At 63.6% G+C, this 26,968-nt stretch carries 21 protein-coding genes and 2 tRNA genes; 16 read left to right on the top strand and 7 right to left on the bottom strand.

What is annotated here, in order from left to right; all coding sequences use genetic code 11:
* Positions 1 to 6 precede the first annotated feature (6 nt).
* Positions 7 to 1,302 carry a cytochrome P450 gene (locus tag FFI89_RS34120; protein WP_138831819.1) on the top strand — a complete coding sequence of 432 codons (1,296 nt, stop codon included), beginning with the start codon at positions 7 to 9 and terminating at the stop codon, positions 1,300 to 1,302.
* 150 nt (positions 1,303 to 1,452) lie between these two features.
* Here FFI89_RS34120 and FFI89_RS34110 read toward each other — a convergent pair whose 3' ends face one another.
* The gene (locus FFI89_RS34110; protein WP_138831818.1) at positions 1,453 to 3,033 is read right to left on the bottom strand and encodes an AMP-binding protein; all 1,581 of its coding nucleotides are present in this window, start codon (positions 3,031 to 3,033) and stop codon (positions 1,453 to 1,455) included.
* Between the two features lie 183 nt (positions 3,034 to 3,216).
* Positions 3,217 to 3,633, bottom strand: coding sequence for a VOC family protein (locus tag FFI89_RS34100; protein ID WP_138831816.1), 417 nt, complete (start codon positions 3,631 to 3,633; stop codon positions 3,217 to 3,219).
* Positions 3,634 to 3,770: 137 nt separating this feature from the next.
* Here FFI89_RS34100 and FFI89_RS34095 point away from each other — a divergent pair, with 137 nt between their 5' ends.
* Both FFI89_RS34095 and FFI89_RS34090 read left to right on the top strand, forming a co-directional pair.
* Positions 3,771 to 4,748, top strand: coding sequence for a tripartite tricarboxylate transporter substrate binding protein (locus tag FFI89_RS34095; protein ID WP_138831815.1), 978 nt, complete (start codon positions 3,771 to 3,773; stop codon positions 4,746 to 4,748).
* 123 nt (positions 4,749 to 4,871) lie between these two features.
* Positions 4,872 to 5,324, top strand: coding sequence for an aminoacyl-tRNA deacylase (locus FFI89_RS34090; RefSeq protein WP_210249056.1), 453 nt, complete (start codon positions 4,872 to 4,874; stop codon positions 5,322 to 5,324).
* Between the two features lie 87 nt (positions 5,325 to 5,411).
* On the opposite strand, the gene FFI89_RS34085 is transcribed toward FFI89_RS34090, so the two are convergent.
* Together FFI89_RS34085 and FFI89_RS34080 are read right to left on the bottom strand one after the other, a co-directional pair.
* A complete protein-coding gene (locus FFI89_RS34085) occupies positions 5,412 to 6,533 on the bottom strand; it encodes an amino acid ABC transporter permease (protein ID WP_138831814.1) in 1,122 nt (373 codons plus the stop codon).
* A 4-nt stretch (positions 6,534 to 6,537) separates the two neighbouring features.
* Positions 6,538 to 7,725 carry an amino acid ABC transporter permease gene (locus FFI89_RS34080; RefSeq protein ID WP_138831813.1) on the bottom strand — a complete coding sequence of 396 codons (1,188 nt, stop codon included), beginning with the start codon at positions 7,723 to 7,725 and terminating at the stop codon, positions 6,538 to 6,540.
* A gap of 99 nt (positions 7,726 to 7,824) precedes the next feature.
* Here FFI89_RS34080 and FFI89_RS34075 point away from each other — a divergent pair, with 99 nt between their 5' ends.
* From FFI89_RS34075 to FFI89_RS34055, 5 genes are read left to right on the top strand one after another with little or no spacing between them, the layout of a single operon-like run.
* Entirely contained in the window at positions 7,825 to 8,700 is an 876-nt protein-coding gene (locus FFI89_RS34075; protein ID WP_138831812.1) for a MurR/RpiR family transcriptional regulator, read from the top strand.
* Between the two features lie 5 nt (positions 8,701 to 8,705).
* Entirely contained in the window at positions 8,706 to 10,055 is a 1,350-nt protein-coding gene (locus FFI89_RS34070; RefSeq protein ID WP_138831811.1) for an aspartate aminotransferase family protein, read from the top strand.
* A gap of 10 nt (positions 10,056 to 10,065) precedes the next feature.
* Positions 10,066 to 11,076 carry an amino acid ABC transporter substrate-binding protein gene (locus tag FFI89_RS34065; protein WP_138831810.1) on the top strand — a complete coding sequence of 337 codons (1,011 nt, stop codon included), beginning with the start codon at positions 10,066 to 10,068 and terminating at the stop codon, positions 11,074 to 11,076.
* Positions 11,077 to 11,135: 59 nt separating this feature from the next.
* Positions 11,136 to 11,771 carry an aspartate/glutamate racemase family protein gene (locus FFI89_RS34060; protein ID WP_138835964.1) on the top strand — a complete coding sequence of 212 codons (636 nt, stop codon included), beginning with the start codon at positions 11,136 to 11,138 and terminating at the stop codon, positions 11,769 to 11,771.
* Positions 11,772 to 11,783: 12 nt separating this feature from the next.
* Positions 11,784 to 13,028, top strand: a complete 1,245-nt coding sequence (locus FFI89_RS34055; RefSeq protein WP_168213134.1) for a serine hydrolase — start codon at positions 11,784 to 11,786, stop codon at positions 13,026 to 13,028.
* A gap of 179 nt (positions 13,029 to 13,207) precedes the next feature.
* Here the strand turns inward: FFI89_RS34055 and FFI89_RS34050 are convergent, their stop codons facing one another.
* Positions 13,208 to 13,552 (bottom strand): hypothetical protein, encoded by a 345-nt coding sequence (locus FFI89_RS34050; RefSeq protein ID WP_138831809.1) that lies wholly within the window; start codon positions 13,550 to 13,552, stop codon positions 13,208 to 13,210.
* Positions 13,553 to 13,882: 330 nt separating this feature from the next.
* Between FFI89_RS34050 and FFI89_RS34045 the strand changes: the two genes are divergently transcribed.
* Positions 13,883 to 14,947 carry a ketopantoate reductase family protein gene (locus tag FFI89_RS34045; protein WP_138831808.1) on the top strand — a complete coding sequence of 355 codons (1,065 nt, stop codon included), beginning with the start codon at positions 13,883 to 13,885 and terminating at the stop codon, positions 14,945 to 14,947.
* A gap of 33 nt (positions 14,948 to 14,980) precedes the next feature.
* Here FFI89_RS34045 and FFI89_RS34040 read toward each other — a convergent pair whose 3' ends face one another.
* Positions 14,981 to 15,970: a GGDEF domain-containing protein gene (locus FFI89_RS34040; RefSeq protein ID WP_138835960.1), complete on the bottom strand. Its 990-nt coding sequence runs from the start codon at positions 15,968 to 15,970 to the stop codon at positions 14,981 to 14,983.
* A 282-nt stretch (positions 15,971 to 16,252) separates the two neighbouring features.
* On the opposite strand from FFI89_RS34040, the gene FFI89_RS34665 reads away from it, so the two are divergent.
* From FFI89_RS34665 to FFI89_RS34020, 4 genes are all read left to right on the top strand, one after another.
* The gene (locus FFI89_RS34665; protein ID WP_371722286.1) at positions 16,253 to 16,411 is read left to right on the top strand and encodes a hypothetical protein; all 159 of its coding nucleotides are present in this window, start codon (positions 16,253 to 16,255) and stop codon (positions 16,409 to 16,411) included.
* Between the two features lie 810 nt (positions 16,412 to 17,221).
* Complete coding sequence (locus FFI89_RS34030; protein WP_246669339.1) at positions 17,222 to 21,145, top strand: IPT/TIG domain-containing protein; 3,924 nt, start codon at positions 17,222 to 17,224, stop codon at positions 21,143 to 21,145.
* 395 nt (positions 21,146 to 21,540) lie between these two features.
* Entirely contained in the window at positions 21,541 to 22,359 is an 819-nt protein-coding gene (locus tag FFI89_RS34025) for a pentapeptide repeat-containing protein (RefSeq protein WP_138831805.1), read from the top strand.
* 370 nt (positions 22,360 to 22,729) lie between these two features.
* Positions 22,730 to 23,791 (top strand): MBL fold metallo-hydrolase, encoded by a 1,062-nt coding sequence (locus FFI89_RS34020; protein WP_168213133.1) that lies wholly within the window; start codon positions 22,730 to 22,732, stop codon positions 23,789 to 23,791.
* Positions 23,792 to 23,828: 37 nt separating this feature from the next.
* Here FFI89_RS34020 and FFI89_RS34015 read toward each other — a convergent pair.
* Positions 23,829 to 23,905 (bottom strand) — tRNA-Arg (locus FFI89_RS34015).
* A gap of 58 nt (positions 23,906 to 23,963) precedes the next feature.
* Here FFI89_RS34015 and FFI89_RS34660 point away from each other — a divergent pair.
* The 3 genes from FFI89_RS34660 (at position 23,964) to FFI89_RS34005 (ending at position 26,967) form a co-directional block, all read left to right on the top strand.
* Positions 23,964 to 24,036 (top strand) — tRNA-Trp (locus FFI89_RS34660).
* Positions 24,037 to 24,394: 358 nt separating this feature from the next.
* Positions 24,395 to 26,293, top strand: a complete 1,899-nt coding sequence (locus FFI89_RS34010; RefSeq protein WP_138831803.1) for a patatin-like phospholipase family protein — start codon at positions 24,395 to 24,397, stop codon at positions 26,291 to 26,293.
* Between the two features lie 185 nt (positions 26,294 to 26,478).
* Positions 26,479 to 26,967: a universal stress protein gene (locus FFI89_RS34005; protein WP_138831802.1), complete on the top strand. Its 489-nt coding sequence runs from the start codon at positions 26,479 to 26,481 to the stop codon at positions 26,965 to 26,967.
* Position 26,968: the final 1 nt, after the last annotated feature.

The following is a 26,968-nucleotide window of genomic DNA, read 5'->3' as shown; positions in this document are numbered from 1 at the left end:
AGTCCCATGGATACGACGGCGACCTTGAGCGGCAATGTCGATATTCCCGCTGACATCGCGGCGACCCTGGTCGACCCGGCCGCCTATGCCGATCATCGCATCCATGACAGCTATCGCTGGCTTCGCGCCAACAACCCGCTCGGGATCGCGCGGCCCGAGAAATTCGACCCGTTCTGGGTCGTCACCAAGCATGCGCATATCCAGTCCGTCAGCCGCCAGAACGAGCTGTTCCACAACGCCGATCGTCCGACCACGCTGATGACGCGAGCGGTCGAGGAGCGCGTCCGCAAGATCGCCGGCGGGCCGAACCTGGTGCGCTCGCTGGTGCAGATGGACGCGCCCGACCATCCGAAATACCGGGCGCTGACCCAGGGCTGGTTCATGCCCGCCAATCTCGGAAAGTTCGAGGCGCGGGTGCGCGAGATCGCGCGCGCCACGGTGCAACGCATGCTCGACAAGGGCAACGCTTGCGATTTCGTCGCCGACGTCGCGCTCGGCTATCCCCTGCATGTCATCATGGAGATTCTCGGCGTGCCCGAACAGGACGAGCCGCGAATGCTCAAGCTGACGCAGGAGCTGTTCGGCCCGCAGGATCCCGATACGGCGCGGATCAGGGAGGCGCTGTCGGCGGAACAGTTCTCGATGATGATGCAGTCCGTCGTGAACGATTTCGGCGCCTATTTCCGCGCGATTACCGAGGACCGCCGCCGCAACCCGCGTGAGGATCTTGCCACCGTCATCGCCAATGCCAAAATCGGCGGCGACTACATGCCGGACCATGACGCCACCAGCTATTACATGATCGTCGCGACCGCGGGCCACGATACCACCTCGTCCTCGACGGCCGGTGCGCTCTGGGCGCTGGCTGAAGACCCGGCGCAATTCGAGCGGGTCAAGGCCAATCCCGACCTGATCCCGGGGCTGGTCGACGAGGCGATCCGCTGGATGACCCCGGTCAAGCATTTCATGCGCGCGGCGACCGCGGATACCGAGCTCGGCGGCCGCAGGATCGCCAAGGGCGACTGGCTGATGCTGTGCTACGCGTCAGGCAATCGCGACGAGGACGTGTTCGAGGAGCCGTACCGGTTCCGCTGTGACCGCAAGCCGAACCGCCATGTCGCGTTCGGCTACGGCGCCCATCTCTGCCTCGGGCAATATCTGGCGAAGCTGGAGATGAAGATCCTGTTCGAGGAATTGCTGCCGCGGCTGAAATCGGTCGCGCTCGACGGCGAGGTCAAGATGACGCAGGCCTACTTCGTCAACGGTCCGAAGAAGCTGCCGATCCGGTTCGAGGTGAATTGAGTTTTGTTCCGTCATTCCGGGGCGCGAAGCGAACCCGGAATCTCGAGATTCTCAGATGTGCAATTGCACATCGTAGTTCGATACTTCGTATCGCCCCGGAATGACGCCTCCATTTCGAGATTGCTTGCGCTCGCAATGACGGTGAATGCGCTACCCCAGCATCTTCCGCAGTTCCGCCTTTGCCACTTTCTCCAGCGTCGAACGCGGCATTTCATCGACAAAGCGAATCTCGCGCGGCACCTTGAAGTCGGCCAGCGACTTGCGGCAGGCGGCCATGACAGAGTCATGAAGGCCGGGCGGCGCATCCGCCACACCCGCGGCCGGAATGATAAAGACCACCGGCACCTCGTCCAGCATCGGGTGCTTCTTCGCCACCACGGCGGCCTCGCGCACGCCGGGCACCACCGCGATCACCTGTTCGATTTCGGATGCCGCGACATTCTCGCCGCCGACCTTCAGCATGTCCTTGGCGCGGTCGCCGAATTTGAGGAAGCCGTCGTCGAGCAGCGTGACGCGATCGCCGGTGATGAAGTAGCCATGCTCGTCGAAACTTTCGCGCGTGGCGGTTTCGTTGTGCAGATATTCCGCGAACAGCGACAGGCCGGGAATGCCCTTGATCAGGAGATTGCCGGTGTCGCCGACCTCGGTCGGCGCGCCGTCATCGTCGGTGACGCGGATCGAATATTCCTGCGCCGCGCGGCCGATCGACATCGGCGTATTGGGCTGGTCGACTTCGCCGACGATGCCGTGGGTGATGGTCTCGGTCATGCCCCACCAGCCGATGGTCTTGATGCCGAAGGCCGCGAAGGGCGGCGGATCGTTCACCGCCGTGCCCCAGAGCCGGAATTTATGGTTGCTCGGGATTTCGTGCTCGAGCAGCGCCTTCATGCAGAACGGGATCGTCGAGGTCCAGGTGCAGTTGTGTTCGAGCGCGACGTTCCAGAACCGGCTGGCGGAAAACCGCGGCTGGATCACGCAGGATCCGCCGACCCACAGCGTTGCCAGCATCGAATAGGCCAGCGCGTTGGTATGAAACAGCGGCAGATAGGTCTGGTGCACGTCGGTCGCATGCAGGTCCTCATGCGCGGCGTTGATCTTGCCACCCCACAGCGCGTTGGCATGCGTCCACAGCACCGCCTTGGGACGCGACGTGGTGCCGGAGGTATATTGCACGCTGCACGGGGCCATCGGATCGGTAGCGCGGCGCGGCCGGTCGGCACTGTCGGCGAATAGCGAATCGAAGCTGTCGCCGCGCGATGCACCGGCTGCCGGCGCGCTGCCGGCGTCATGCGAGATCACCGCGATCCAGCGCAGGCCGCGGCAATTGGCCGAGATCAGTTCGGCATAAGCCGGCTGCGTGATGGCGGCGACCGCGCCGCAATGGCCGGCGAAATATTCCATTTCCGCCGCTGCCGAGCGGGTGTTGGTGGTAACCGCGATGGCGCCGAGCTCGACGCAGGCAAACCATGCCAGCATTGCCTCGATGCAGTTGTCGAGATGGATCAGCACATATTCGCCGGGCTTGACGCCGCGCCTGACCAGGCCGGCAGCCAGCGCGCCGACACGCTCGTGAAATTCGCCGTAGGACCAGCTCCGCGCCGGCGCCTCGAACGGTGCCCAGATCAGGAACGGATGGTTGCGGCGGGTCTGGCTGCGCATCCGCAGCAGCCATGGCACGTCGAGGCCCGCAAATGGTCCGACGACGCCCGGCGCTGGCTGTGAAATCGACATGGTTCCTCCCGTGCAGCTTTGGACCGTCTGCCTTGGTTCTTGCTTGGGCGTAGTTCTGCCATTGGATGGCGCGGGGAGCAAATCGTGACTCTCCGATCCGTCATTCCGGGGCGATGCAAAGCATCGAACCCGGAATCTCGAGATTCCGGGTTCGCTTCGCGCCCCGGAATGACGGAGACTCTATTACATCCCACCCTCATACGACGAAATCTCGATCAGGCTGCCGTCGGGATCGCGGCAATAGACCGAGCGCAACGTGCCGCGGGCGCCCTGCTTGGCGACGGGGCCTTCCTCGATCGCGACGCCATTCGCCTTCAGGTGCGCGACCACCTGGTCCGGCGTGCTTGCGGTCAGAAAACACAGGTCGTCGCTTCCGGCGGTCTCGTGGTCGGCCGTAAACCACTCGACCTTGTCGGCGCCACGCGGCCGCACGTTGATCTTCTGGTTCCCGAACACCAGCGATGTCCGCGGCGTCTTGCCCGGGCCGGGGTCGAACACCCTGACCTCCATGCCTAGGATCTTGCGATACCACTCGGTGGAGCGCGCCACGTCGGACACGTTGATCACGAGATGGTCGAGTGCGTTCACCTTGACGGACATGCCTCATCCTTTCGTCGCGGTCGTCAGCGCACGTGTCGCACTGGCCGCGTTTGGGTTTGTTTGTTACAACGCGGCCCGCGATCAATTCAATAGAACGGACCGGGCTCTGAACCCGGCTTTTTTTTGGGAGAAAATTCATGGTCTCACGCCGCACCGCGATCTGCCTGACGGCTATCGGCCTCTCGGCATTCGCCTCCATCGGCAGCGCCGCCGCGGTGGATTATCCGACGCGGCCGGTGCGTTTCGTGGTCGGTTACCCGCCCGGCGGCGCCACCGATATCATCGCGCGGCTGATCGGCCAGCGGCTGTCGGAGAAGCTCGGCCAGCAATTCGTGATCGAGAACAAGCCCGGTGCCGGCAACAACATCGGCACCGAGAGCGTCATCAATGCCGAGCCCGACGGTTACACGGTGCTGCTGATCAACCCGGCGAACTACATCAACGCCTCGCTCTACGCCAATCTGAAGTTCAACTTCGTCCGCGACATCGCGCCGGTGGCGTCCTTCAACCGCGTGCCGAACGTGATGACGGTCAACAAGGACGTGGCGGCCAAGAACGTCGCCGAGTTCATCGCCTATGCGAAGGCCAATCCGGGCAAGGTCAACATGGCTTCCTCCGGCAACGGCACCTCGGTGCACCTGTCCGGCGAACTGTTCATGGCGATGACCGGCGTCAAGATGCAGCACGTGCCGTACCGCGGCGCGGCGCCGGCCATCACCGACATGCTCGGCGGCCAGGTGCAGGTGATCTTCGACAACATGCCGTCGATCATCCAGCACGTCAGATCCGGCGCGCTGCGGGCCCTGGCGGTGACGACGACGGAGCGGTCTTCGCAACTGCCGGACACGCCGACGGTGGCCGAAACCGTTCCCGGCTACGAGGCGAGCGCGCTGTTCGGCATGGGGGCGCCGAAGAATACGCCGAAGGAAGTCATCGCCAAGCTCAACACCGAAATCAACGCGATCCTGGCCGAGCCGGACATGAAAAAGCGCCTGGTCGAACTCGGCGGCGAGCCGCTGATCCAGACGCCGGAGAAGTTCGGCGCCGACATCGCCGCCGAGACCGAGAAGTGGAAGAAAGTGATCGAAGGCGCCAACATCGCGAAGGTGGAGTAACCGGCGGCATCAAGCCTGCGGATAACTGGTGGCGGCGGCTGGACGGCCGCCCCCGCAAACGCAATAAGCTGACCTCAACGGCTGCGCAGAATAACAAAAAGCGTTGCGGCCCGAGGCGTAGGCGTGAGCATACAGATTGCTATTCTGAAGGTCTTGGCTAGTCACGGCAACGGCCGAGCCACGCTTGCCTCACTCAAACGGGACATGATCATCCTGACCGCCAGTGGTGGTGACTGGAGCGTGCGCCTCAAGCGTCTTTCGACGCGGGTTCAGGCCATCGATATCTTCGGCAACGGCCATGTGCTTCGCGATGACGAGGGATGGCAGATCACGACCGACGGGCGGGATTTTCTGCGCGCGCTCGAAGCCGTGACCCAGGACAATCGGCCCGCTGAAATCGAGCTGCCCCTATTGGACCGCTCCGACGCTGCCGGGCGCCCGCCCGGTGAACTCATCGTGGTCGGTCATCGGTTCAAGAGCCGGCTGCCGCGGCGGCACGGTGCGGCGTTGGCGGCTCGGGCCGCCTTTTCGGGCGATGACGCCGCGCGCGAGGAAGGTGCCTCGAAGCAGAAGTAGAAGCCGGCTCCGATGCCGCGTTCGACAAGACCTTGATGATCGACGTCACGATCAGAAAAACGACGGCGATGCGGCCGCCTTGCGCTGTCAATTCGGCCGCGCTTGCGTCTCGAGATGCTTGCTGTAGCGCGACATGGCAAAGCAGAACACGAAATAGATCAGCGCCACGAACAAATACACCTCGACGCTGAAGGGTTGCCAGGCCGGATCGATGATCGAGGTCTTGGCCGTCGTCAGCAGATCGAAGATGCCGATGATCAGAACCAGGCTGGTATCCTTGAAGAAGGCGATGAACGTGTTCACCAGCGGCGGGATCACGTGGCGAATGGCCTGCGGCAGGATGATCAGGCCGTTCTTCTTCCAGTACGAGAGCCCGAGCGCGTCGGCGGCGTCGTGCTGTCCCCTGGGCACGGCCTGCAATCCACCGCGGATCACTTCCGCCAGATAGGCGCCGGCAAACAGCACGAACGCGATCTGCGCCCGCAGCAGTTTGTCGATGTTGACGCCGTCGGGCATGAACAGCGGAAACATCACGCTTGCCATGAACAGCAGGCTGACCAGCGGCACGCCGCGGATCAACTCGACATAGAGTACGCACAGCGAGCGGATCGCCGGAAGTTTGGAGCGGCGGCCGAGCGCGACCAGGATTCCGAGCGGAAAGCCGAAGGCGAGCCCGAAGGTCGCGAGGATCAGCGTCACCGGCAGGCCGCCCCAGCGGTCCTGGGAAACAAAGGGCAGCCCGGGGACGCCGCCCCACATCAACAGGCCAATCACGACCAGTGCGGCCGCCCACACCAGCACCAACTCCTTGCGCCACCAGAAGCGCCGGCTCGACACAAAGAACAGTGCGATGAATGTCAGCACGGCCAATGCCGGGCGCCATTGCTGGTCGTACGGATAGGTGCCGAACAGAATGAAGCGGAATTTTTCAGGGATCACGGCCCAGCAGGCGCCGAGTCCGCGGATCGCCCGGCAGGCGGCGGTCTGGTCGCCGGGCACGGTGAAGACCGCATTCCAGTAGCCCCATTGCACGAGGCTTACGAACGCCTTGCCCAATAGCGCGATCAACAGCAGGGAAACGATGGTCGAAGGGATCGAGCCGAACAGATTGGCGCGCAACCATCCGACGATGGGGCCGCCCGACGGTCTGCGGGTGCGCGGCCGGTCGACGGGCAGCGGGCTTTGCGGAAAATCCGTGATCGAGGTCATGGGATCAGCGCTCCACCAGCGCGATGCGCGCATTGTACCAGTTCATGAAGAAGCTGATGCCGAGGCTGATGGTCAGGAACACCAGCATGATCAGCGCGATCGCCTCGATGGCCTGGCCGGTCTGGTTGAGCGTGGTGTTCGCGATCGACACCACATCCTGGTATCCGACCGCGACCGCCAGCGACGAGTTCTTGGTCAGGTTCAGGTATTGGCTGGTCATCGGCGGAATGATGACGCGCAGCGCCTGCGGCAGCACGATGCGCTGAAGCACAAAACTCTTCTTCAAGCCGAGCGCATTGGCGGCATCCCACTGCCCGCTCGGAACCGCCTGGATGCCGCTGCGCACGATCTCGGCGATGAAGGCCGAGGTATAGGTGACGAGCGCGATCAGCAGCGCGAAATATTCCGGCGCCAAGGTCAGCCCGTTGACGAAGTTGAAGCCGCGCAGTTCAGGCATCAAGATGGTCCAGGAGGCGCCCAGCGCCAACGATACCAGCGCCGGCCATCCCACGACCAACGCGAGCGCGTAAGGCCAGAGGTGGCGCGGCTTGCCGTCGACGAGCTGCCGCGCAATCAACTGCCGCCGCACCAGATGCAGCGCAATCAGTCCGGCCACGGCGGCTGCGATCACCCAGAGATTCGCTTCGTCGATCGGAATCGAGGGCAGCACCAGGCCGCGGTTGGAAAGGAAGACGCCTTCGATCGGCTTCCAGGCGGCGCGCGCCGCCGGCAGGCCCTGCATCAGCACGTACCAGAACAACAGTTGCAGCAGCAGCGGAATGTCGCGGAGCATCTCGACATAGACCGCGGCCAATCGCGACAACAGCCAGTTCTTCGACAGCCGCGCGATCCCGATCAAGGTGCCGAGTACGGTCGCCAGCACGATGCCGATGACGGCGACGCGCAGCGTGTTGACGATGCCGACGAGGAAGGCGCGCAGATAGGTATTCTTCGGGCTGTAGGCGAGCCAGGAATCCGCAATCGGCATCCCCGCTTCGCGACCGAGAAAGGCAAATCCGGTCGAGATCCGGCGTACCGACAGATTGTGAAGGGCGTTCGACCAGAGCCAGGCAACGACCGCAACGGCGATCCCGACCACCACGACCTGCCAGACAAGCCCCGTAATCTGCTGGCGGGTGAGGGCCGGGCGCAGCCGTCGGGGGCGAGGGAGTTCGGGCGTGGATGTCGTCACAGCACAAGGATCCTTCTTGAAAGCAGCGATCTTCGGCCATGCGCTTGCGGGCGCGTATCATATGTTGCACCAAACTTGGATTTGTGCAACATATGTTTCATGGCGCAGCCGCTTCCGAAATCCTCGCCCCTGACCGAATTATGCAGTGCCCTGCCGTCGCTGCCAATGCGGCTGCAGCAGGTCGGGCGCTTTGTCGCCGCCAACGACTACGATGCGACGACGCGCTCGATGCGCGATTTGGCCGCCGAGGCCGGCGCCGATCCTGCGTCCTTTACCCGGCTGGCCAAGGCGCTGGGTTATTCTGGTTGGGACGAGTTGCGCGCCGCGCTCACCGAGGCGCGCCGGCCCGCGCAACCATCGCCGTTTTCAGCGCGGACCCGGGATCGGCGGCGCGGCCCCCATTCCGATGTCTCCTTGATCACCGGCAAGCTCGATGCAGAGGCGGCGGGTCTTTCGCGCATTTCGGCCGGCTCCGTCGCCAATGCCGCCAAGGCGCTGCACGCCGCGCGCCGCATCTGGATCGCCGGCTTTCGCAGCTGCCGCAGCGTTGCTGAACTGCTCAACTATCAGCTTCGGCTGTTTCGCGCGGACGAGGTGCAACTGGTCGGCGGCTCCGGTCCGGAAGATCTCGACCTCGGCGCGTTCCGCGCCGGCGACGCGGTCGTGGTGATCGGTTTCGCGCCCTATTCCACCGCAAGCGTGCTGTCGGCGCGCGCCGCGCATGGTTCCGGCGCCACTTTAGTTGCGATTGCCGATACGATCGCGGCGCCGATGGCGGAGGGTGCCGATCATCTGCTGCTGTACGAGGCGGCCTCGTCGCCGGGGTTCTTCCCCAGCCTGACCGGCGCCGTCGCCATTGCGCAGTCGCTCGCCGCCGTCACCTTCGTGCTGGGCGGCGCGGGTGCCAAACGGCGTCTCGCAGAGACCGAAGCCCGGCTGGCTGCAATGTCGCAATATGTTGCCGAGAAAGGTTGATCATCATGGGCGCTGCCAAGAGCCGGGTGCTGCACCGAAGTCTGCGAGAAACCCCGCCGAAGGCCGTCGGCGGCGAGGGCGTCTGGCTGATTGCCGAGGATGGCAGGCGTGTTCTCGATGCCTCCGGCGGCGCTGCCGTGTCCTGTCTCGGCCATCAGCATCCGCGCGTGCTCGAGGCGATGTCCCGGCAGGCCTCGAAGCTGGCCTATGCCCATACCGGCTTTTTCTCGTCGGAGCCGGCCGAGGCGTTGGCGGAGAAAATCGTCGGCGATGAGCCGGGCGGTCTGGCCTACGCCTATTTCGTCAGCGGCGGCTCCGAAGCGATCGAAGCCAGCATCAAGCTGGCGCGGCAATATTTCATCGAGAGCGGTCAGCCGCAGCGCCAGCGCTTCATCGCGCGACGCCAGAGCTATCATGGCAATACGCTGGGCGCGCTGGCCGCCGGCGGCAACGCCTGGCGGCGCGAGCCCTATGCGCCGCTGTTGTCGCAGGCGTTCAGCCATGTGACGCCGGCTTTCGCCTATCGCGAAAAGCACGATGACGAGTCCGAGGCGGATTTCGTGGCCCGGCTGGCCGCCGAACTGGAGGCGGAATTCCAGCGGCTCGGCCCCGATACCGTGGCGGCGTTTATCGCCGAGCCCGTGGTGGGAGCCACTGCCGGATGTGTGCCGGCGCCGGAAGGCTATTTCCGCGCCGTCAGCGCGATTTGCCGGAAGCACGGCGCACTTGTCATCCTCGACGAGGTGATGTGCGGCATGGGCCGCACCGGCACGCGCCATGCGTGGGAGCAGGAGAGCATCACGCCCGATATCCAGGCCATCGCCAAGGGCCTCGGCGGCGGTTATCAGCCGATCGGCGCGATGCTCGCCAGCGATCGCATCATCGACACCATCCGGCAGGGGTCGGGTTCGTTCCAGCACGGCCATACCTATCTGGCGCATCCGCTGGCCTGCGCCGCGGCGCTGGAAGTGCAGCGCGTGATCGATGACGAAAACCTGCTCGATCGGGTCAAGGATCTCGGCGGCCTGCTCGAGCGGCGGCTCACCGAACGCTTCGGCAATCACCGCCACGTCGGCGATATCCGGGGACGCGGCCTGTTCCAGGCCATCGAACTGGTGTCCGATCGCGCCAGCCGTGAACCGTTCGATCCCGCGCTCAAGCTCAACACGCGGATCAAGGCGGCCGCCTTCGAGCGTGGCCTTGCCTGTTACCCCGCGGGCGGAACGGCGGACGGCCGCCGCGGCGACCACGTGTTGCTGGCGCCGCCCTATATCTCGACATCCGACGACATCGACATGATCGTCGACCGGCTCGGCCAGGCCGTCGACGCTGCGTTGAAAAGTGTTGGTCATTAGGAGGAGCAGAATGAAGAGAATTGTCATCGCTACAGGCTTGCTCGTCACGTCGAGCCTTGCGGCATCGGCGGCAACGGTCGATACGATCAAGCAGCGCGGCACGCTGGTGTGTGGCGTTAGCGCCGGTTTCGCCGGATTCTCCACACCGGATTCCCAGGGCAACTACAAAGGCCTCGACGTGGATTACTGCCGCGCTCTGGCCGCCGGTGTGCTCGGCGATGCCAGCAAGGTGCGTTATGTCGCGCTGACGGCGCAGAACCGCTTCACGGCGTTGCAGTCCGGCGAAATCGACGTGCTCTACCGCAATTCCACGCAGACCTATCTGCGCGGCGTCACGCTCGGCCTGCGGCAGGGGCCGGTCAATTTCTATGACGGCCAGGGCTTCGTCGTGAGGGCCGACAGCGGCGTCAAGGATCTCAAGGGGCTGAACGGCGCCACGGTGTGCGTCGCGCAGGGCACCACCCACGAGGTGACGCTTGGCGATTACGGCCGCGCCAACGGGATCGAATGGAAACCGCTGGTGTTCGATCGCACCGACACGATGCTGCAGACCTTCTTTGGCGGGCGCTGCGATGCCATGACCCAGGATGCTTCGGCGCTCGCGGGCTCGGTCACCACCCAAGCGCAGAATCCGGCCGACTACACCGTTCTGCCGCAGACCATCAGCAAGGAGCCGCTCGGGCCGTTCACCCGCAACGGCGACGACGTCTGGACCGACATCATCGCCTGGCTGCATTACGGCCTGATCGAGGCCGAGGAACTTGGCGTCACCGCCGCCAATGCCGACGAAATGACAAAGTCCACGACCCCCGCGATCCAGCGCCTGCTCGGTTCCGCCGGCGATCTCGGATCGCGCCTTGGCCTCGACAACAAGTGGATGCTGCAGGCGATCAAGGCCGGCGGCAATTACGGCGAGATGTTCGAACGCAACGTCGGCAAGGCGAGCCCGCTGAAGCTCGAACGCGGCCTGAACGCGACCTGGACCAAGGGCGGCTTGATGTACGCCCTCCCGTTCAAGTGAGCTAGCGGCGCGGCGCAACGGGTTGACACTCGTTGCGCCGCCGCCGTTACATGCTCGACATGCGCATCACTCTCGTCCACGCCCTGAAACATTCGATCGTGCCGATCGAGGCCTCGTTCGCGCGGCTTTGGCCGGAGGCGCGCTTGATGAATCTGATGGACGACAGCCTGTCGGCCGATCTGGCACGCGATGGCGGGCTTTCCGACGCCATGACCGAGCGCTTCCTCGGGCTTGGGCGTTACGCGGCTGGTACCGGTTCGGACGCTATTTTGTTCACCTGTTCCGCCTTCGGCCCCTGCATCGAAGCCGTCGCCCGCGCGCACGCGCCGATGCCGGTGCTCAAGCCCAACGAAGCCATGATCGAGCAGGCCGCCGCCAAAGGGCGCAGGATCGGCCTGTTGTCGTCGTTCCCGCCGACGCTGGCCTCGATGCCGCGGGAATTTCCGTCCTCCATCGAAATCGTGCCGAAGCTGGTGGAAGGCGCCATGGCGGCACTCGACCGCGGCGACCGCGCGACGCATGACCGGCTGGTCGTGGAAGCCTCAAAGGATTTGCGCGACTGCGACCTGATCGCGCTCGCCCAATACAGCATGGCGCCCGCGGCGGAACTGGTCGCCGCCGCAACCGGACGTCCGGTGCTGACCACGCCTGACAGCGCAGTGTTGAAGCTGAAGGAAATGCTCTCGGTCCGTTAGAGGGAAAAGCGAATGACGGTGCGGCTCAGCCGACGCGACACGCTGTTGTTCACGGGGGCCGTTGCCGCTGCAAGCGTGATTCCGGCCGTGTCGTCTCCGGCTGTCGCGCCAACCCTCCATAACGGTGAAATCGACGCCATCATGAAGGCGCGGGTCGCCGCCGCTGACGTGCCTGGTGTCGTGGCCATGGCCGCGACGAAAGATTCCGTGATCTACCAGGGCGCCTTCGGCCTACACGCCAAGGGCGCGCCCGCTGCGATGTCGGTCGATACGGTCTTCAGTATCGCGTCGATGACCAAACTGTTGACCTCCGTCGCTGCCATGCAGCTGGTCGAACGCGGCCAGCTCACGCTGGATGAACCGGCGGCACGGATCGATCCGGCGCTGGAATCGCCGCAGGTGCTCGACGGCTTCGACGAAAAAGGTGCTCCGCAACTGCGGCCCTCGCGAAAGCCCGTCACGCTGCGTCATCTGCTGACGCACACGTCCGGGTTCAGCTATCAGTTGTGGGACGCGAATGTCGTTCGCTACGGCAAGGCCGCCCGCCACAACCCGGCGCTGCCCCGCTCGCCGCTGATGTTCGATCCGGACTCCAGATGGGCCTATGGCGGCAGTCTCGACCAGGTCGGCCGCCTGGTGGAAATCATCAGCGGACAAACGCTGGATCGCTATTTCCGCGATAACATCACGGGTCCGCTCGGCATGCATGACACCGCGTACACGACCACGGAGATGCAGCGCGCACGGCAGGCAAGCCTGCACCTGCGCAAGGCGGATGGAGCGCTGTCGGCGCAGCCTCTGGTGAAGCGAGCCGAGCCGAAAGTGTTTTCCGGCGGCGGGGGCATCCATTCGACCGCGCCGGATTATCTGGCTCTGCTACAGGCCGTCTTGAACGGGGGAAAAGGCATTCTTCGACCGCAGACGGTGGCGCAGATGTCGGTCAATCAGATCGGCAGCATCGACGCGGGAATCCTCAAGACGACCAATCCGGCGCTGTCGAACGATGTCGATTTTTTCCCGGGCGTCCGCCTGCGCTGGGGACTTGGCGGCATGATCAACATCGATCCGGTGGCTGAGGGGCGTGCGGCAGGCAGCCAGACCTGGGCCGGTCTGTACAATACCTACTACTGGATCGATCCGGCGTCGCGCATCGCGGGCGTGATCATGATGCAGATCCTCCCCTTCGCCGACCGGCGTGCGCTCGAGGTCTATCGTCAGTTCGAGCGCGGCATTTATCGCAGCACCAAGCGAGCTTGAGCGCCGCGCTTCTCACTAGCCGTCATGCCCGGGCTTGTCCCGGGCATCCACGTCTTAGCTGTATCGGCCCGCGAAAAGACGTGGATGGCCGGGCATAGGCGAGCGGAAGCGACGCCGTCCTTCAGACGGCTATGCCCGGCCATGACGGAAAGAGTCTGGCTGCTCTTTCGGCCGGGCTCTCAGCCCTCTTTCTTCGTAGCCTTCTTGGTGGCTTTCTTCGCCGGCTTCTTCGCGGCGGCAGCCTTTTTCGCGGCCGCCGCTGCTTCTTCCTCGGCGTTCTTGATCGCCCGGGCGTAGCTGTCGGCGGTGTTTTCCGCCGAGATTTGCAGCCGCTTGGCCGCGGCGGCGCCGAGCAGCATCGTGCTCTTGGCGACCAGCCGGAACTGATCCCGGGCCTCCTTGGTCTTGGCCTTGGCCGCGCGGGCCATGATCTGGTCGCGACGCTTCTTGGCGGCCGCCATCAGGCTCTTGTTCTGCGCCTTTGCGATTTGCCGGATGACGACGTCGAGATCGGCTTCAGCCATTGCTACTCACTCCATGCCGCACCATGCCAAGGATATGCCAACGGTGCATGGATCATTGCCCTGCCACGTTCGACGGAAATGGGCAATATTGCCGCATCGTTTCGTCGTCGCGCGCTGCGCGGCAGAAGCCCGCGGCGGGATAAAACAAGAACGGCTGCGCGATTGTACTGCCTTTCAATTTGCGATAAACGCGGCGGCTTGCCCGAAGGGGCCGCACCCTCGTGATGCCTGCTTCGTTCCGCCGCCCATTGCGGATCTCCGGCGGACATTTCCGGCCTGGCCTGGATCGGGGCGTAAAGAAATTCTGGCACTGTCTGTGGAAGAGAGATCATGGCGCGTAACATTCTGATCCTTGGGGCCTCGTACGGCTCGTTGCTGGCGACCAAGCTGTTGATGGCGGGTCACAACGTCTCGCTGGTTTGCCGCAACAAGACCGCAGAACTCATCAACCGCGACGGCACCGAAGTTCGCATCAAGCTGCGTGACGAGGCCGTGCACCGCGCGATCTTCTCGCGCGACCTGCCTGGCAAGCTCGACGCGGTTACGCCTCAGGACGTCAACGTCTCCCGCTACGATCTGGTTTGCCTGGCGATGCAGGAGCCGCAATACGCCAATCACACCGTGCGCGTGCTGATGGTCAAGATCGCCGAGGCGAAGCTGCCCTGTCTGTCGATCATGAACATGCCGCCGCTGCCCTATCTCAAGCGAATCCCGGCACTGGCGGAAATGGATCTGGAAGAGGCCTATACCAACGCCCAGGTCTGGGAGCGTTTCAAGCCGGGGCTGGTATCGCTGTGCTCACCGGATCCGCAGGCCTTCCGCCCGCCGGAAGAGGCGGCGAACGTCCTTCACGTCGGTCTGCCGACCAACTTCAAGGCTTCGATATTCGAGGACGAGGCACATAACCGGGTGCTGCGCGAACTGGAAGCCGACATCGACGCGGTGCGGCTGGATGGCCACGACGTCCCGGTCAAGCTCAAGGTGTTCGATTCGCTGTTCGTCCCGCTGGCGAAATGGTCGATGCTCTTGACCGGCAACTACCGCTGCATCACGCCGCACGAGCCGCAGTCGATCCGCGATGCCGTGCATGGCGATCTAAAACTCTCGCAGTCGATCTATGACCACGTCGATACGATTGCCCGCCAACTGGGCGCCGACCCGCAGGACCAGGTGCCGTTCGCAAAATACGCCAAGGCGGCGGAAAGCCTGCTCAAGCCGTCGTCGGCGGCCCGGGCCGTGGCCAGCGGCGCGCCCTTCATCGAGCGGGTCGACTTGCTGGTGAAGCTGATCTCGCACCAGCTCGGCGCGTCCAGTGCGGAGATCGACCGCACGGTCGAGATCGTCGATCAGAAGCTGAACGAGAAGATCGTGGCAGGCGGATCCGGCGCGGTGTGAGGCGGCGCGATCCTGCTGTCGCAAACAGGATCGTCAGGCTGATACGGCGACCTCTTCGCCTTTGATGTCTTTTTCCGTAACCGTTCGATTGCGACCGGATCGTTTCGCTTGATATAGCGCGAGATCGCAGCGCTCAATCATGGCCTCGGCGGATTCGGCCATCCTGAATTGCGCAACGCCGATTGAAGCGGTGACGCTCGATATCTCCTGGCCGGTGGTGCGCCGGGTCAGTCGCGCGTCGGAGATGCGGCAACGAATGCGTTCGGCAACTCCTGCGCAAACATCCAGGGTGGCACCGGGGAGCACGGCAAACAATTCTTCGCCGCCATAGCGAGCCGCAAGGTCCTGCTCGCGAACGCTTTCCTGCAGAACCTTGGCCACCAGCCGAAGCACCTGGTCGCCTACCTGATGCCCGTAACTGTCGTTGAATTTCTTGAAATGATCGATATCGATCAAGAGGACGCTCAGCGGGTCGCCGGTTTCCATCGCGGCAATTTGAGCCGAACGCAGAAACTGATCCAATGAGCGGCGGTTGGCCAACCCCGTAAGCGCATCGGTGTTGGACCGCTCTTCGGCTTCCTTCAGCGAGTTACGGATTTTATCCAGTTCCAGCGACGATGCTTCAAAAGTTGTCTCCAGGGCAGAGGCCCGCGCCGTTGCCTTGGAGAGCTCGCTAACCAGTCTTTCAATGATCGGCCGCGGATCGCTGCTTGCTTGAACCTGCGAAGAGACTTCACCGAGCGAAGCAATCTGTACGCGATTGTCGGCTATCGCCGTGGCGAGGAATTGTTTGGCGTTGGCGATCACGCCGGCTAGTTGTTCGGGAAAGTCGGCTGGAGCCGCAGAATCGGATTGCGGATTGATGTAGGTGACGTAGAGGTCGTGATTTACCGAAGCGTCGAACTTCCGCTTGCCGCCGACCAGGATGTCGATGGTCTTTCTCAACGCTGGCGTGGCGCCCATTGCATAGTTGAACCAGACGGAGAAATTGTTCGGCGTGGCAGGCACCGATTGTTTTGCCATCGACTGGATAGCGCCGCCGGCGACCGTCGCCGCATATTCAACATCCATGTCGCCGATGCGGTCACCACCCATGAATTCGATCCAGCGCCCTCATGAGCTATGAAATATTCAGCTCTGACAGGCTGCATTTGCATGCCTGAATTAGAAATTCATTAACGTCTGGCTGGTTCGTGGCCTTCAACCTCGCAGCACGCATCTCAAAATCGCACAAAAAGCCGTGTCCGACGACAATCACCGGGCAGTTTTTCCTGGATAGCGATTGCCGCGCGGAAAGGACCGGCCGTGGCCGGCGGCGCGCCGTTCATCGAGCGGGTCGACCTCTTGGTGAAGTTGATTTGGCATCAGCTCGGCGTGGCCAGCGCGGAGATCGACAGTACGGTCGAGATCGTCGACCAAAAGCTGAACGAGAAAATCGTGGTGGGCGGTTCCGGCGCGGTGTGACGGGCGCCCCCAACTTCCGATTGCCGTTCGAGAATGGCGTACTACGGCCGATGAAGATGGGCACCATGGCTCGCCGTGGCGCCATGATGCGGCATCCGATTCTACGCCACTGGAGCCAAATCTTGTCGGTCCTCGCCGGCAGCTCTGCAAGCACTCACTCCGGTCGTGCAATTGTGGTCACGGTCCGCGTGCGCCATGGCGCGCTGCGCAACCGATGATTTCAGCGTCGGCCGGGTGCAGTGGCGGAGCATGCGGCTCCGTGCGCGGAGCGATCAGCGATGCAGTCCAGCATCTTGGCCGAGAAGCGTCAGCTCACGGTGATGTTCGCTGACCTTGTCGGATCGACGGCACTCTCGACAAGGCTCGACCCTGAGGACTTCCGGGACATCATCGGCAAGTACCACTTCGTTGCGAGGTACATGGGCGACGGCGTCCTTGCCTGTTTCGGCTGTCCGCGGGCAGGTGCGCCCGCGCAATTCCCACCGCACCGAGCCCGATGGCCGGAGTCCTGGCGCCGTTGCCGTCGATGACGTTCATGCATCCATTATGAGCACGTGAACCTGCGTTGACAACGCAACTCTGCGTGGCAGCAGTGCCGCATTACCCGCTGGGAAGTTTTCTGTGGCAATGACCGAAACTGACTGCTATGGCCGATGTGGGGCTGCCTACGTAGCAGGATTGTTTTTTGATTTGGGGCGGGCGATCGTTTTCGTCCATGCAATGATTACAAGAATGCTTTCCGCGTTTGGATTTATTTCGCCAATCCGCAACCGCGCAGGATGCGTTCAGGCGTCGCTCGCGTGGCTTCTTGTGGCGCTCTTTCAGCTGGCTCTCATATCGCCTTCCTTCGCGATGTCTGTCGGCTGCAGTCAGATCAACGCGACGTGGGGTGGCGGGCTCTCGGTCTCGTCGGACGCTTACCAATATCTGACATACAGCCTTTCGGCCGGTGAGAAGCTCACCTATTCCGCCACGACGTCGGGAGATACGAATCCGCCCTCCAACCCTTTCAACGGTTCCGGATTCGCGCTCTACGGGCAGAATGGAAACACCGTCATTCTCGAGCAGTACGGGGCAGCAGGCGCCGAACTCAATCTCAATGGCAATTACGTTCTGCCTGCGAGCGATACGCAGTTCATCGTCTATGTCTGGAGCATTTCACCTGGGTCGGCCCAGGCGACGGTGACCTGCTCGGCCCAGCCGACCGTGACGGCGATCTCGCCGACATCCGGGACCCTGGGCGGCGGCAACTCGGTCGTGATCACGGGCACGAACTTCACCGGCACCACGGGCGCCGGCGGCGTGAAGTTCGGCTCCACGAATGCGACGAGCTACACCGTCAATTCCGACACCCAGATCACCGCGGTCGCGCCGACTGGTTCGGCGGGCACCGTCGATGTGACCGTCACGACCAGCGGGACGACGTCGGCGACTTCGGCCGCCGACCAGTACACCTACGTCGCGCCACCAACCGTCACCTCGATCTCGCCGACGGCGGGACCGCTGACAGGCGGCACGACCGTGATCATCACCGGCACCAATCTGTCGGGTGCGACGGCGGTGACGTTTGGCGCAACCGCTGCGACAGGCTTCACGGTCAATTCTGCAACCCAGATCACCGCAACGTCGCCCGCCGGCACCGGCACGGTCGACGTCAGGGTGGCGACGGCAGGCGGCACCTCCGCCACGTCAGCCGCCGACCAATTCACTTATGTCGCGGCTCCCACCGTCAGCTCGATCTCGCCGACGTCGGGATCCGGCGCCGGCGGCACCACCGTGACCATCACCGGCGCCAACTTCTCGGGAGCGACGGCCGTCACCTTCGGGGCGACGGCCGCGGCGGGCTTCACCGTCGTGTCTCCCACCACGATCACCGCGACGTCGCCTTCCGGCGCCGGCACGGTCGATATCAGGGTAACCTCCGTCGGCGGAACGTCGGCAACATCGGCGGCCGACCAGTTCACCTATATCCCATCCCCGACCGTTAGCTCGATTTCGCCGACGGCAGGACCGCAGACGGGCGGCACCACCATTACCATCACCGGCACCAATTTCACGGGTGTAACGGCGGTGACCTTCGGTGCCACGTCCGCGGCAAGCTTCACCTTCAACTCCGCCACCTCGATCACGGCGACCTCACCGGCCGGCAGCAGCACGGTTGATATCAGGGTCACGACCGCAGGAGGCACCTCGGCAACGTCGGCCGCCGACCAGTTCACCTATATCGGGCCACCAACCGTCACCTCGATCTCGCCGGCATCAGGACCCTTGGCAGGTGGCACGACTGTCACCATCACTGGTTCGGGCTTCTCGGGCGCCACGGCGGTGACCTTCGGCGCCACAGTCGCGAGCGGCTTCACCGTCAACTCCGCGACCTCGATCACCGCGACCTCACCGGCCGGGAGCGGCACCGTGGATATCCGGGTGTCCACGATCGGCGGCACCTCGACGACTTCGGCCGCCGATCAATTCACCTATGCCGCGGCTCCATCCGTGGCGGCAGTCGCGCCGACGGCGGGGCCGTTTGCGGGCGGCACCTCGGTGGCGATCACCGGTACCGGATTCACGGCAGCGACGGCCGTGACGTTCGGTGCGACAGTGGCAACGAGCTACACGGTCAATTCCGCGACATCCATCACCGCGGTCTCGCCTGCCGGAGCCGGGACCGTCGATATCAGGGTGACCAGTCCAGGCGGGACCTCCGCCACGTCGGCGGCTGACCAGTTCACCTACACGGCGGCACCGACGGTGACGTCGGTCTCGCCGACCTCGGGACCGGCGCCCGGCGGCACCTCGGTGACGGTTACCGGCAGCGGCTTCACCGGTGCGACAGCGGTGACCTTCGGTGTTACGGCCGCGACCAGCTTCACGGTCAATTCCGCGACGGCGATCACAGCGACAGCGCCAGCCGGCACGGGTGTCGTCGATGTCAGAGTGACGACCGTGGGCGGCACGTCTGCGACCACCGCCGCGGACCAGTTCAGCTATCTGGGAGCCCCGGTTGTCACGTCGATCTCGCCGACGACAGGTCCAGCGGCGGGCGGCACCTCGGTGACCATCACCGGATCAGGTTTCGCGGGAACGGCGGGCACCGGCGCCGTCCGGTTCGGTGCGGCGAACGCGGCCGGCTACACGGTCAATTCGGCGAACTCGATCACGGCGGTCTCGCCACCCGGCACGGGCACCGTGGACATCGTCGTGACCAACAATTCGCAGACGTCCTCCGTCACGGCCGGCGATCGCTTCACCTATCAATCGGCGACGACGCAGACCACGCTGGCGTCGTCACAGAATCCGAGCCAGTTCGGACAACCCGTGACATTCACTGCAACCGTCACCGCGACGGGTGGAACGCCCGCGGGCACGGTCACATTCGCCGATGGAGGCGCGACGATCGGATCCGCAACCTTGTCGGGCGGCGTTGCAACCTTCGCCGTCTCGACGCTTGCGATCGGCAGCCACACGATCACGGCCAGCTACGGCGGCAGCACTGCGTTCGCGCCGAGCACCTCGCCGTCGCTCGCGCAGACGGTCAACGTGCCGGTCGACAGCGTGCGGCTGCGGGCGCTTCAGCTCAACGTCACCAAGGTGGCGGCGCAGACCTCGGGCCAGGCGATATCAGGCGCGATCGATGACGCGATCACCGACAGCTTCAATGATGGCGGTAGCTTCGTGACGCCAGGCAATGGACGCATACGCTTCAATTTCTCTGCCGATCCACGTGATGATCCCCAGGCCGGGCCAACCGCAAGTACGCCTGGAATCGCCAGCAGCGCTTTCGGCGCTGACGGACGCCGCGACGCATTCGGAGGGGCGCGACGCAGCGGCTCGCGGGTCGACGACGCCTTTGCCGCGATCAATCCGCAGATGCCGAAGAAGGCGCCTCCGAAATGGCAGGAGGAGAGGCAGTGGCTGCTCTGGGCCGACGTGCGCACCTCGGGCATCGACCGCTGGGGCACGACGAACGCCAATGGCGTGCCGCAGGCCTCGCAGGCCTCGCAGGCTTCGCTCTACGGCCAGCAGGTCAATGCGCTGATGGGCCTCACCTACAAGGTCATGCCAAACCTTGCGATCGGTGTGGTCGGCGGCTGGGAGACCTTCAATTACACGGAGCAGGACATCAACGGGAAGCTGAAGGGCGACGGCTGGACCGCAGGCACCTATCTCGGGTGGAAGATCCTGCCGGCACTGCGTTACGACGCGGCGGTCACCTACTCCGGCATCGGATACAATGGCATCGCCGGCGCCGCGCAGGGCAATTTCACCGGCGGACGCTGGATGTTCGCGACCGGCCTGACCGGCACCTACAAGACTGCCGGCTTCGTGATCGAACCATCCGCGAAGGTCTACGCGCTCTGGGAGCATGAGAACGCCTATGTCGACTCTCTCGGCACCCAACAAGGCAGCCACGACTTCATGAGCGGGCGCGCCTCGGGTGGCGTGAAGGCCGCGTACCCGGTGCCATGGCTGGATAGCGGCATCGTGCTCACGCCGTTCGCCGGGCTCTACGGTGACTATTACTTCAACAAGGAGGATAGCGGTGCGATCCTCGCCGCAGGTGGCCTCCCGCTGGCATCGACACCCCTGCTGCAAGGATGGTCGGCACGCGCGACCGGCGGTCTCGCCGCCCGCTTCCCCGGCGGAGCCGGTGTAGCGATCGGCGGAGAGTTCGGCGGGCTTGGCAGCAACACGCAGATCTGGACGCTGAGTGCGAAAGCACAGGTGCCATTCTGACGCCTGCGGCGATCGATGACTGATCGGCGGCACTGGTGCCAAAGGCGGAACCATCCGGCTTTGCCCTTCGGTCTATGCCGAGACGCGCTTTCACCTGAGTTATTGTTGGCGCACCACGGCCGATGAAGATGGGCACTATTGTTTTGCCGTAGCCCTATGATGCAGCGTCCGGGTTGCGCGCTCCAAATCGCCAGGACTGCGATAGCCTGCGATCTGGCACTTCGCCCTCGCGGGCAGCTTTTGCCTCGGACGGGGCGATCACGAGCATTGCCAGGATCATGATCGGGTTTCATACTCTGGCATGAGCCGGAGGCGCACCTCGACCGGCCAACCTGACGGTGCGACCAGCCCGAACAAATGCAAGAGACGGGCTACTGGAAAGCGGAGAGACGGCGATGCTGTTTCGTCTCGCATTTGCTCTTGTGTCGATGACGGCGCTGCTGGTCAATCCGATTGACGCCGTGTCGCAGGACATGCTGCGCAGCGTCGATCTCAACAGTCCCGAAATGTCGACATCGGAGATGACGCGCGCCGAGGTCGAGGCGCTTCTCAAGGCGGCGCCTCAAGACGCTGCGGGCCAACGCTCTGCAGATTTGCAAGGAAAGCGGCTCTCGCACCTCGATCTCTCGGGCCTCGACTTCTCCGGCGGCAATCTTCGCCTCGCAAAGTTCATCGGGACCAGCCTTAAAGGCGCGCGCTTCGATCGGGCCATCCTGAACCAGGCTTGGCTGATCGACGCCGATTTGACGGAGGCGTCTCTCGCAAAGGCATCGCTGCTCGGCACACAGATGCAGCGCGCCAGGCTTGGCGACGCCGATTTGAGCGGCGCTCGCATAACCGCAGATCTTTCCGGTGCCAGCCTGATCGGGGCCAAGCTTGCGGGCGCCGATTTGAGCGCTGACATGCGCAACCAATCGATGGGCCTGATGCGTGGCGTACTCAAATCCGCCGATCTTAGGAATGCGGATCTGAGCGGCGCCAATCTCTCGCGCGCCGATCTCGAATTCGCGAAACTGCAGAACGCGAATTTGGCGAATTGCGATCTCAACCACGCTGACCTTGCGGGAGCCGACTTATCCGACGCCAATCTCGCCGGCGCCGATTTCACCGGGACCGACCTTGCGTCGGCCCTCTTGCCGAGCGCGGCCGCGCTGGCCCAGACCCGCAATCTAGACAGGGCCCGGAACTTGAACTTGGCGCGGCGCCCACGGTAGCGATTGCTTGGTGTGCCCAGGCGATAGGCGATAAGTTCGGACGCGGATTGCATCGCGAGAACGGCGGGTTTCGGCGTCGATGATGTATTCCGAGCTGGCGCGCCGCGGCCGATGAAGATGGGCACTACTTGTTCGCCGTGGCTCTATGATCTCGTAGCCCGCCACGCGACCCAATCGGCAAATCTGCGACGGCCTGCGATTTTGCCCAACGCATCATGGGTTTCCTGATATCGCACGGGGTCCAGTTGCCCTCCAATAGCACCCATCTAGCCGGTTGACATGATGTGCCACGGGGTGACGATTTCGCGATTGCCATCGGCTTCAAATGTTGACAAGTATGGTTGGCAGTAGCGAGCGTGGGAGCTTGAGGGTGAAAAGTCGCTTCGTCGCGACTGCGTTGCTTGCCGGGGCCTGGTACATGGCCAACGTATCAACCGGCGAAGCAGCGCCATGTCTCATCGTGACACTGACCGGCACACAGGGCGGTCCGCAGTCCTACAATGGTTTGGCTGGCGCCGGAACCCTGGTCCGCTATGGCGAAGATACCAATGCCTGCGGGGCCGTGAAGTTGCAGTTTGACGCCGGTCGCGGCACGACGATGCGCTTGGCGCAGTTGGGGATCGGGCCGGAGCAGCTTGCTGCCGTCTTCTTCACGCACATGCACAACGATCACACGGAGGGATTTGCGGACCTTGTCCAGCTCCGCTGGTCATTCAACGGCATGGGTCCGAAGATCGACGTTGTCTGCAGCGCCGATGCGGTCTCACCTCTCGGCGTCACGATAAGCTGCACGAAGTTCACCGCACACATTGCCGATGCGTTCATCCAATCAGGCGAAGTGGCCCAACGCCATTCGGAACTCAAGGAGCGCACGGCGGGCGGCCCCGCCGAACTGATCAATACGATCACCTTCGAGCCGACGAACGAGCCGCAACTCGTCTGGTCGTCGGGAGACGTGAGGGTCAGCGCGGTCCGGTCGACGCACATCGCAGGCCATGCGTCTTACCGCGTGGACACGCCCGCCGGGAGCGTCGTGATCGGCGGCGACGCCGGCAACGATGTCCCCGCACCGCCGCGCAACTCCTCGACATCCGAGCAGGTTGAGAGATTGGCCCGGGGCGCCGACATTATCGTGCATTCGGCGATTCACCCCATCATGGGGCCAGACAAAGGCAGCGGAATGTTTCCGTATGCATATCTTCGTCAGAGTTCGGTCCCCGACCTCGCCGCGATGGCGCAGCGCTCAGGCGCAAAACATCTGATACTCACCCACTTGATCCCGCCACTCGGCGCAGATCAGCAATATCCGTTCAAGGTTCCGGGCAGCCCACTGACGGAAGCGGATTATAAAAAAGCAGCACAAGACGGCGGCTTCACTGGAAATATCATCGTGGGGACTGATCTCACGAGCTTGCGTCTGCCCGCGAAGTAGTCCCCAACACACCCCAAAGCCGTCGATTCTACGAAACTGGCGCACCCGACACGATTCGAACGTGTGACCTTTGCCTTCGGAGGGCAACGCTCTATCCAGCTGAGCTACGGGTGCAACAGGGGATCATTTAGCCGATTGGCCGGGCAGGGGCAACGGCCCTTCCGGGGGTGGGGCAGGCTCGTTTGGATGGTTGCGTAGCCCTCCAAAGGCAGACGTCACACGTTCGAATCGTGTCGGGTGCGCCAGGAAAGCATGTGCCGGGGGTGCCGGGACCGTGGCGCGGGGGGATCTCGCCCGCCTCGCTTAAAAAAGGTCAATGAACTTGCAGGGGCGCGAAATGCCCCGCGGCCGCTCGTGCGTCTTGAAATTCGTTCAGTCCAGGCGCCGGTCGGCTTCTCAATGCGGCCCGCACAGTCCTATGGCGACAAGGCTGGGGACCAGAAAGCGGCGCCTCAGAGGCGGCGGTGGTGTTTCGCGGTCCATGTTGCAGCGCTTCCATAAGATGCATCGCAGCGGCGGGCTGGCGTACCGCCCCTTTACTGCTCGCGGTGAGGGCCGCCCGGCGCTAACATCGGGCCGCACACAAGCGAACCGGTGTCGCCAATGAGTGGAACGAGCGCGACATTTGCCTGGGGAAACGTGTCGGAGGACTTCGCTCTGTTCAGAACGCTCAGTTCGGAACAGCGGCTGAAGGCGCTCAACGCAATGGTCCGTCTGGATCTCGTGCGCGGGCAGATGCTCGTTGCACAAGGAGGCCCCTCGGACTCACTATTTATGGTGCTGCATGGTGCGCTCGCTGTGCGCAGAAACGGCGACCTCGAACCGATCGCCGAACTTCGCGCCGGCGAAATAGTGGGCGAAATCGGTTTCTTCGCAAATGTCCCACGCACCGCCAATGTGATTGCCATTCGGGACACGAGCGTGCTTGCGCTGACGCGCGCAGCCTACCTGGAACTTGCCAAAGACGCCCCCGCCATCGTCGAGGTGCTGCTTGCGGCCCTCGCGCTCCGTTTCGCCAAGGAGACTGCGCGCCTCACACCGCCTCGCGCGTCGCCGAATGCGCGAACCGTCGCGCTGATCGACGGTGGACGCGAGCCGTTGCCAAGCGGCTTTGATCGTCGAATGCGTGATGGACTCGCCGCTACCGATGCCGAGATCGTCGATCCCGCTCGTGTCTACGCCATGTTTCCTGGACGAGCGTTGGACGCACCCGAAGTCACTGACTGGCTCAACAAACTTGAACACGCCGCGCCGCTGGTGGTTTATCTCGGGGGTCGCGAAGCTTCCGCGTGGGCGCGCAAGGCTATCCGCCAAGCCGACATAGTTGTGTTCGCGTGCCGTGGAGATGCGCCCGCGGGAGCCTTGACGGACCTCGAAGCGTTCGCTTGCGAGGTCCATCCGATGTCGGCGCGACGCCTCGTTCGCGTTCATGACCGACGGAGCAGTCAAGTCAGTGGAACCGCGGCTTGGCTTGCCCGGCTACCCTCCTTCATGCATCACCATGTTGCTCTGGAAGATCAGGTTGATATCGACAGTCTGATCCGTTTTCTGTCCGGTCGCGCGATTGGATTCGTGGCCGCTGGCGGCGGTAGCTTTGGAACCGCACATGTAGGTATCTACAAAGCCTTTCGTGAGCTCGGCGTGATGTTCGATATCTTTGTCGGCACCAGTGTCGGCTCGGCGATGGCGGCGGGATTTGCCAAGAATTTCGAGGCTGAGGATCTTGAGCGCGGCACACACGAAATCTTCGTCAGAAGTCGCAGCTTCCGGCGGCCAACCTGGCCGCGTTACGCCCTGCTGGATCACAAGGCTTTCGATCGTGCACTCGCCGATCAATACGGTCGCAACTGCCTGATCGAGGATTGCTGGCGGCCTTTCGCGGCGGTCGCAACCAATCTTTCGACCCACAGTCTGGAATTGATCCGGTCGGGACCGCTATGGCAGGCGGTGCGTGCATCGAGTGCAATTCCTGGACTATTGCCGCCATTCTATACGGCAGAAGGCGCGATGCTTGTCGATGGATGCCTCATCGATAATGTGCCGCTGGCGCCGATGCATCAACTAAAGAGCGGTCCCAATCTGGTCGTGCATTTCGGCGAGCCGGCGGCCGAGATGTTTGACGTCGCGTATGAGGCGCTGCCTGGACGGATCGAGCTCTTTGCAGCAATGCTGATGCCGTTCCGTAAGAAGCTACTTCCCGCCGCACCGAGTGCGGTCAACGTGCTGTGGCGAAGTCTCGTGGCGCATCAGCGTTACGATACTCTGCCGACCGCGCCGCTCGATATGGTAATGCGGCCACCCTGTCCGCCCGGGATCGATGTGACAGATTTCGACCGCCACACGGAGATTTTTCGCGCGTCTTACCTTTGGGCTCGACAGGCCATCGTTGCGCTGGAGGCCGAGGGCAACGCGGCAATCGCCGCGATCCTCGCCGCCGGCAAGCCGGCAACAAAACGACACCGCCATCTCGTCGAACTTGCCGGCAACGCTCTATCCAGCTGAGCTACGGGTGCAGCAGGGGTTCATTTAGCCGATTGGCCGGGCAAGGGGGCAACGGCCCTTCCGGGGGTGGGACGACTAAGGTGGCAGGACCCCGGGCCGCTTTCCCGGCCAAAAAACTGATCCGTTCCGGCCAATTGGTGCTAGTCTTGGGTTCTTGATCTTCTCACCATCGATGGGGACGTCCGATGTATAAGAAGGTTCTTCTCGCTTACGACGGGTCCGTTGAAGGACGGCGCGCGTTGCGCGAGGGTGCGAAGCTTGCGCAGCTTTGCCGTGCCGAGGTCTTTCTGCTGGCTGTCGTCGAGGTCTCCTCGATCATGACGCCCGAGGCCGGGCTCACGATACCGATCGAGCTGCAGACCGAGGACTACAGGGCCATCCTGAATGAAGGCGCGGAGCGCCTGAGGGCGCTCGGCTTCACCCCCACCTCTCGTCTGGAGGTCGGAGACGCCGGCCAGAAAATAGCCGAAGTCGCCGAAGAAATCGGGGCGCATCTCGTCGTCGTCGGTCATCGCCCGCAAGGGCCGCTGGCGCGATGGTTCGGCTCGATCGGCAGCTATCTCGTCAAGCGCCTGCGCTGCAGCGTGCTGGTCGGGCAAACCGAGATCGGCGACGATGAATTCGAGCGGCTGAAGCCGCCCGAAAAGGCGGCCTCGGCTGGGTCTCCCATTTAGA

The sequence above is a fragment of the Bradyrhizobium sp. KBS0727 genome (assembly GCF_005937885.2).
In the GTDB taxonomy this organism is placed as follows: domain Bacteria; phylum Pseudomonadota; class Alphaproteobacteria; order Rhizobiales; family Xanthobacteraceae; genus Bradyrhizobium.
The sequence above is the reverse complement of the archived record's forward strand: the minus strand, read 5'-3'. Positions and strand labels throughout refer to the sequence as shown.

Excerpts from the sequence above, each read along its gene's own strand:
- FFI89_RS34120 (WP_138831819.1), top strand. The coding sequence starts at position 7 with ATGGATACGACGGCGACCTTGAGCGGCAATGTCGATATTCCCGCTGAC.
- FFI89_RS34110 (WP_138831818.1), bottom strand. The coding sequence starts at position 3,033 with ATGTCGATTTCACAGCCAGCGCCGGGCGTCGTCGGACCATTTGCGGGC.
- FFI89_RS34100 (WP_138831816.1), bottom strand. The coding sequence starts at position 3,633 with ATGTCCGTCAAGGTGAACGCACTCGACCATCTCGTGATCAACGTGTCC.
- FFI89_RS34095 (WP_138831815.1), top strand. The coding sequence starts at position 3,771 with ATGGTCTCACGCCGCACCGCGATCTGCCTGACGGCTATCGGCCTCTCG.
- FFI89_RS34085 (WP_138831814.1), bottom strand. The coding sequence starts at position 6,533 with ATGACCTCGATCACGGATTTTCCGCAAAGCCCGCTGCCCGTCGACCGG.
- FFI89_RS34075 (WP_138831812.1), top strand. The coding sequence starts at position 7,825 with ATGGCGCAGCCGCTTCCGAAATCCTCGCCCCTGACCGAATTATGCAGT.
- FFI89_RS34070 (WP_138831811.1), top strand. The coding sequence starts at position 8,706 with ATGGGCGCTGCCAAGAGCCGGGTGCTGCACCGAAGTCTGCGAGAAACC.
- FFI89_RS34065 (WP_138831810.1), top strand. The coding sequence starts at position 10,066 with ATGAAGAGAATTGTCATCGCTACAGGCTTGCTCGTCACGTCGAGCCTT.
- FFI89_RS34060 (WP_138835964.1), top strand. The coding sequence starts at position 11,136 with ATGCGCATCACTCTCGTCCACGCCCTGAAACATTCGATCGTGCCGATC.
- FFI89_RS34055 (WP_168213134.1), top strand. The coding sequence starts at position 11,784 with ATGACGGTGCGGCTCAGCCGACGCGACACGCTGTTGTTCACGGGGGCC.
- FFI89_RS34050 (WP_138831809.1), bottom strand. The coding sequence starts at position 13,552 with ATGGCTGAAGCCGATCTCGACGTCGTCATCCGGCAAATCGCAAAGGCG.
- FFI89_RS34045 (WP_138831808.1), top strand. The coding sequence starts at position 13,883 with ATGGCGCGTAACATTCTGATCCTTGGGGCCTCGTACGGCTCGTTGCTG.
- FFI89_RS34040 (WP_138835960.1), bottom strand. The coding sequence starts at position 15,970 with ATGGCAAAACAATCGGTGCCTGCCACGCCGAACAATTTCTCCGTCTGG.
- FFI89_RS34025 (WP_138831805.1), top strand. The coding sequence starts at position 21,541 with ATGCTGTTTCGTCTCGCATTTGCTCTTGTGTCGATGACGGCGCTGCTG.
- FFI89_RS34010 (WP_138831803.1), top strand. The coding sequence starts at position 24,395 with ATGAGTGGAACGAGCGCGACATTTGCCTGGGGAAACGTGTCGGAGGAC.
- FFI89_RS34005 (WP_138831802.1), top strand. The coding sequence starts at position 26,479 with ATGTATAAGAAGGTTCTTCTCGCTTACGACGGGTCCGTTGAAGGACGG.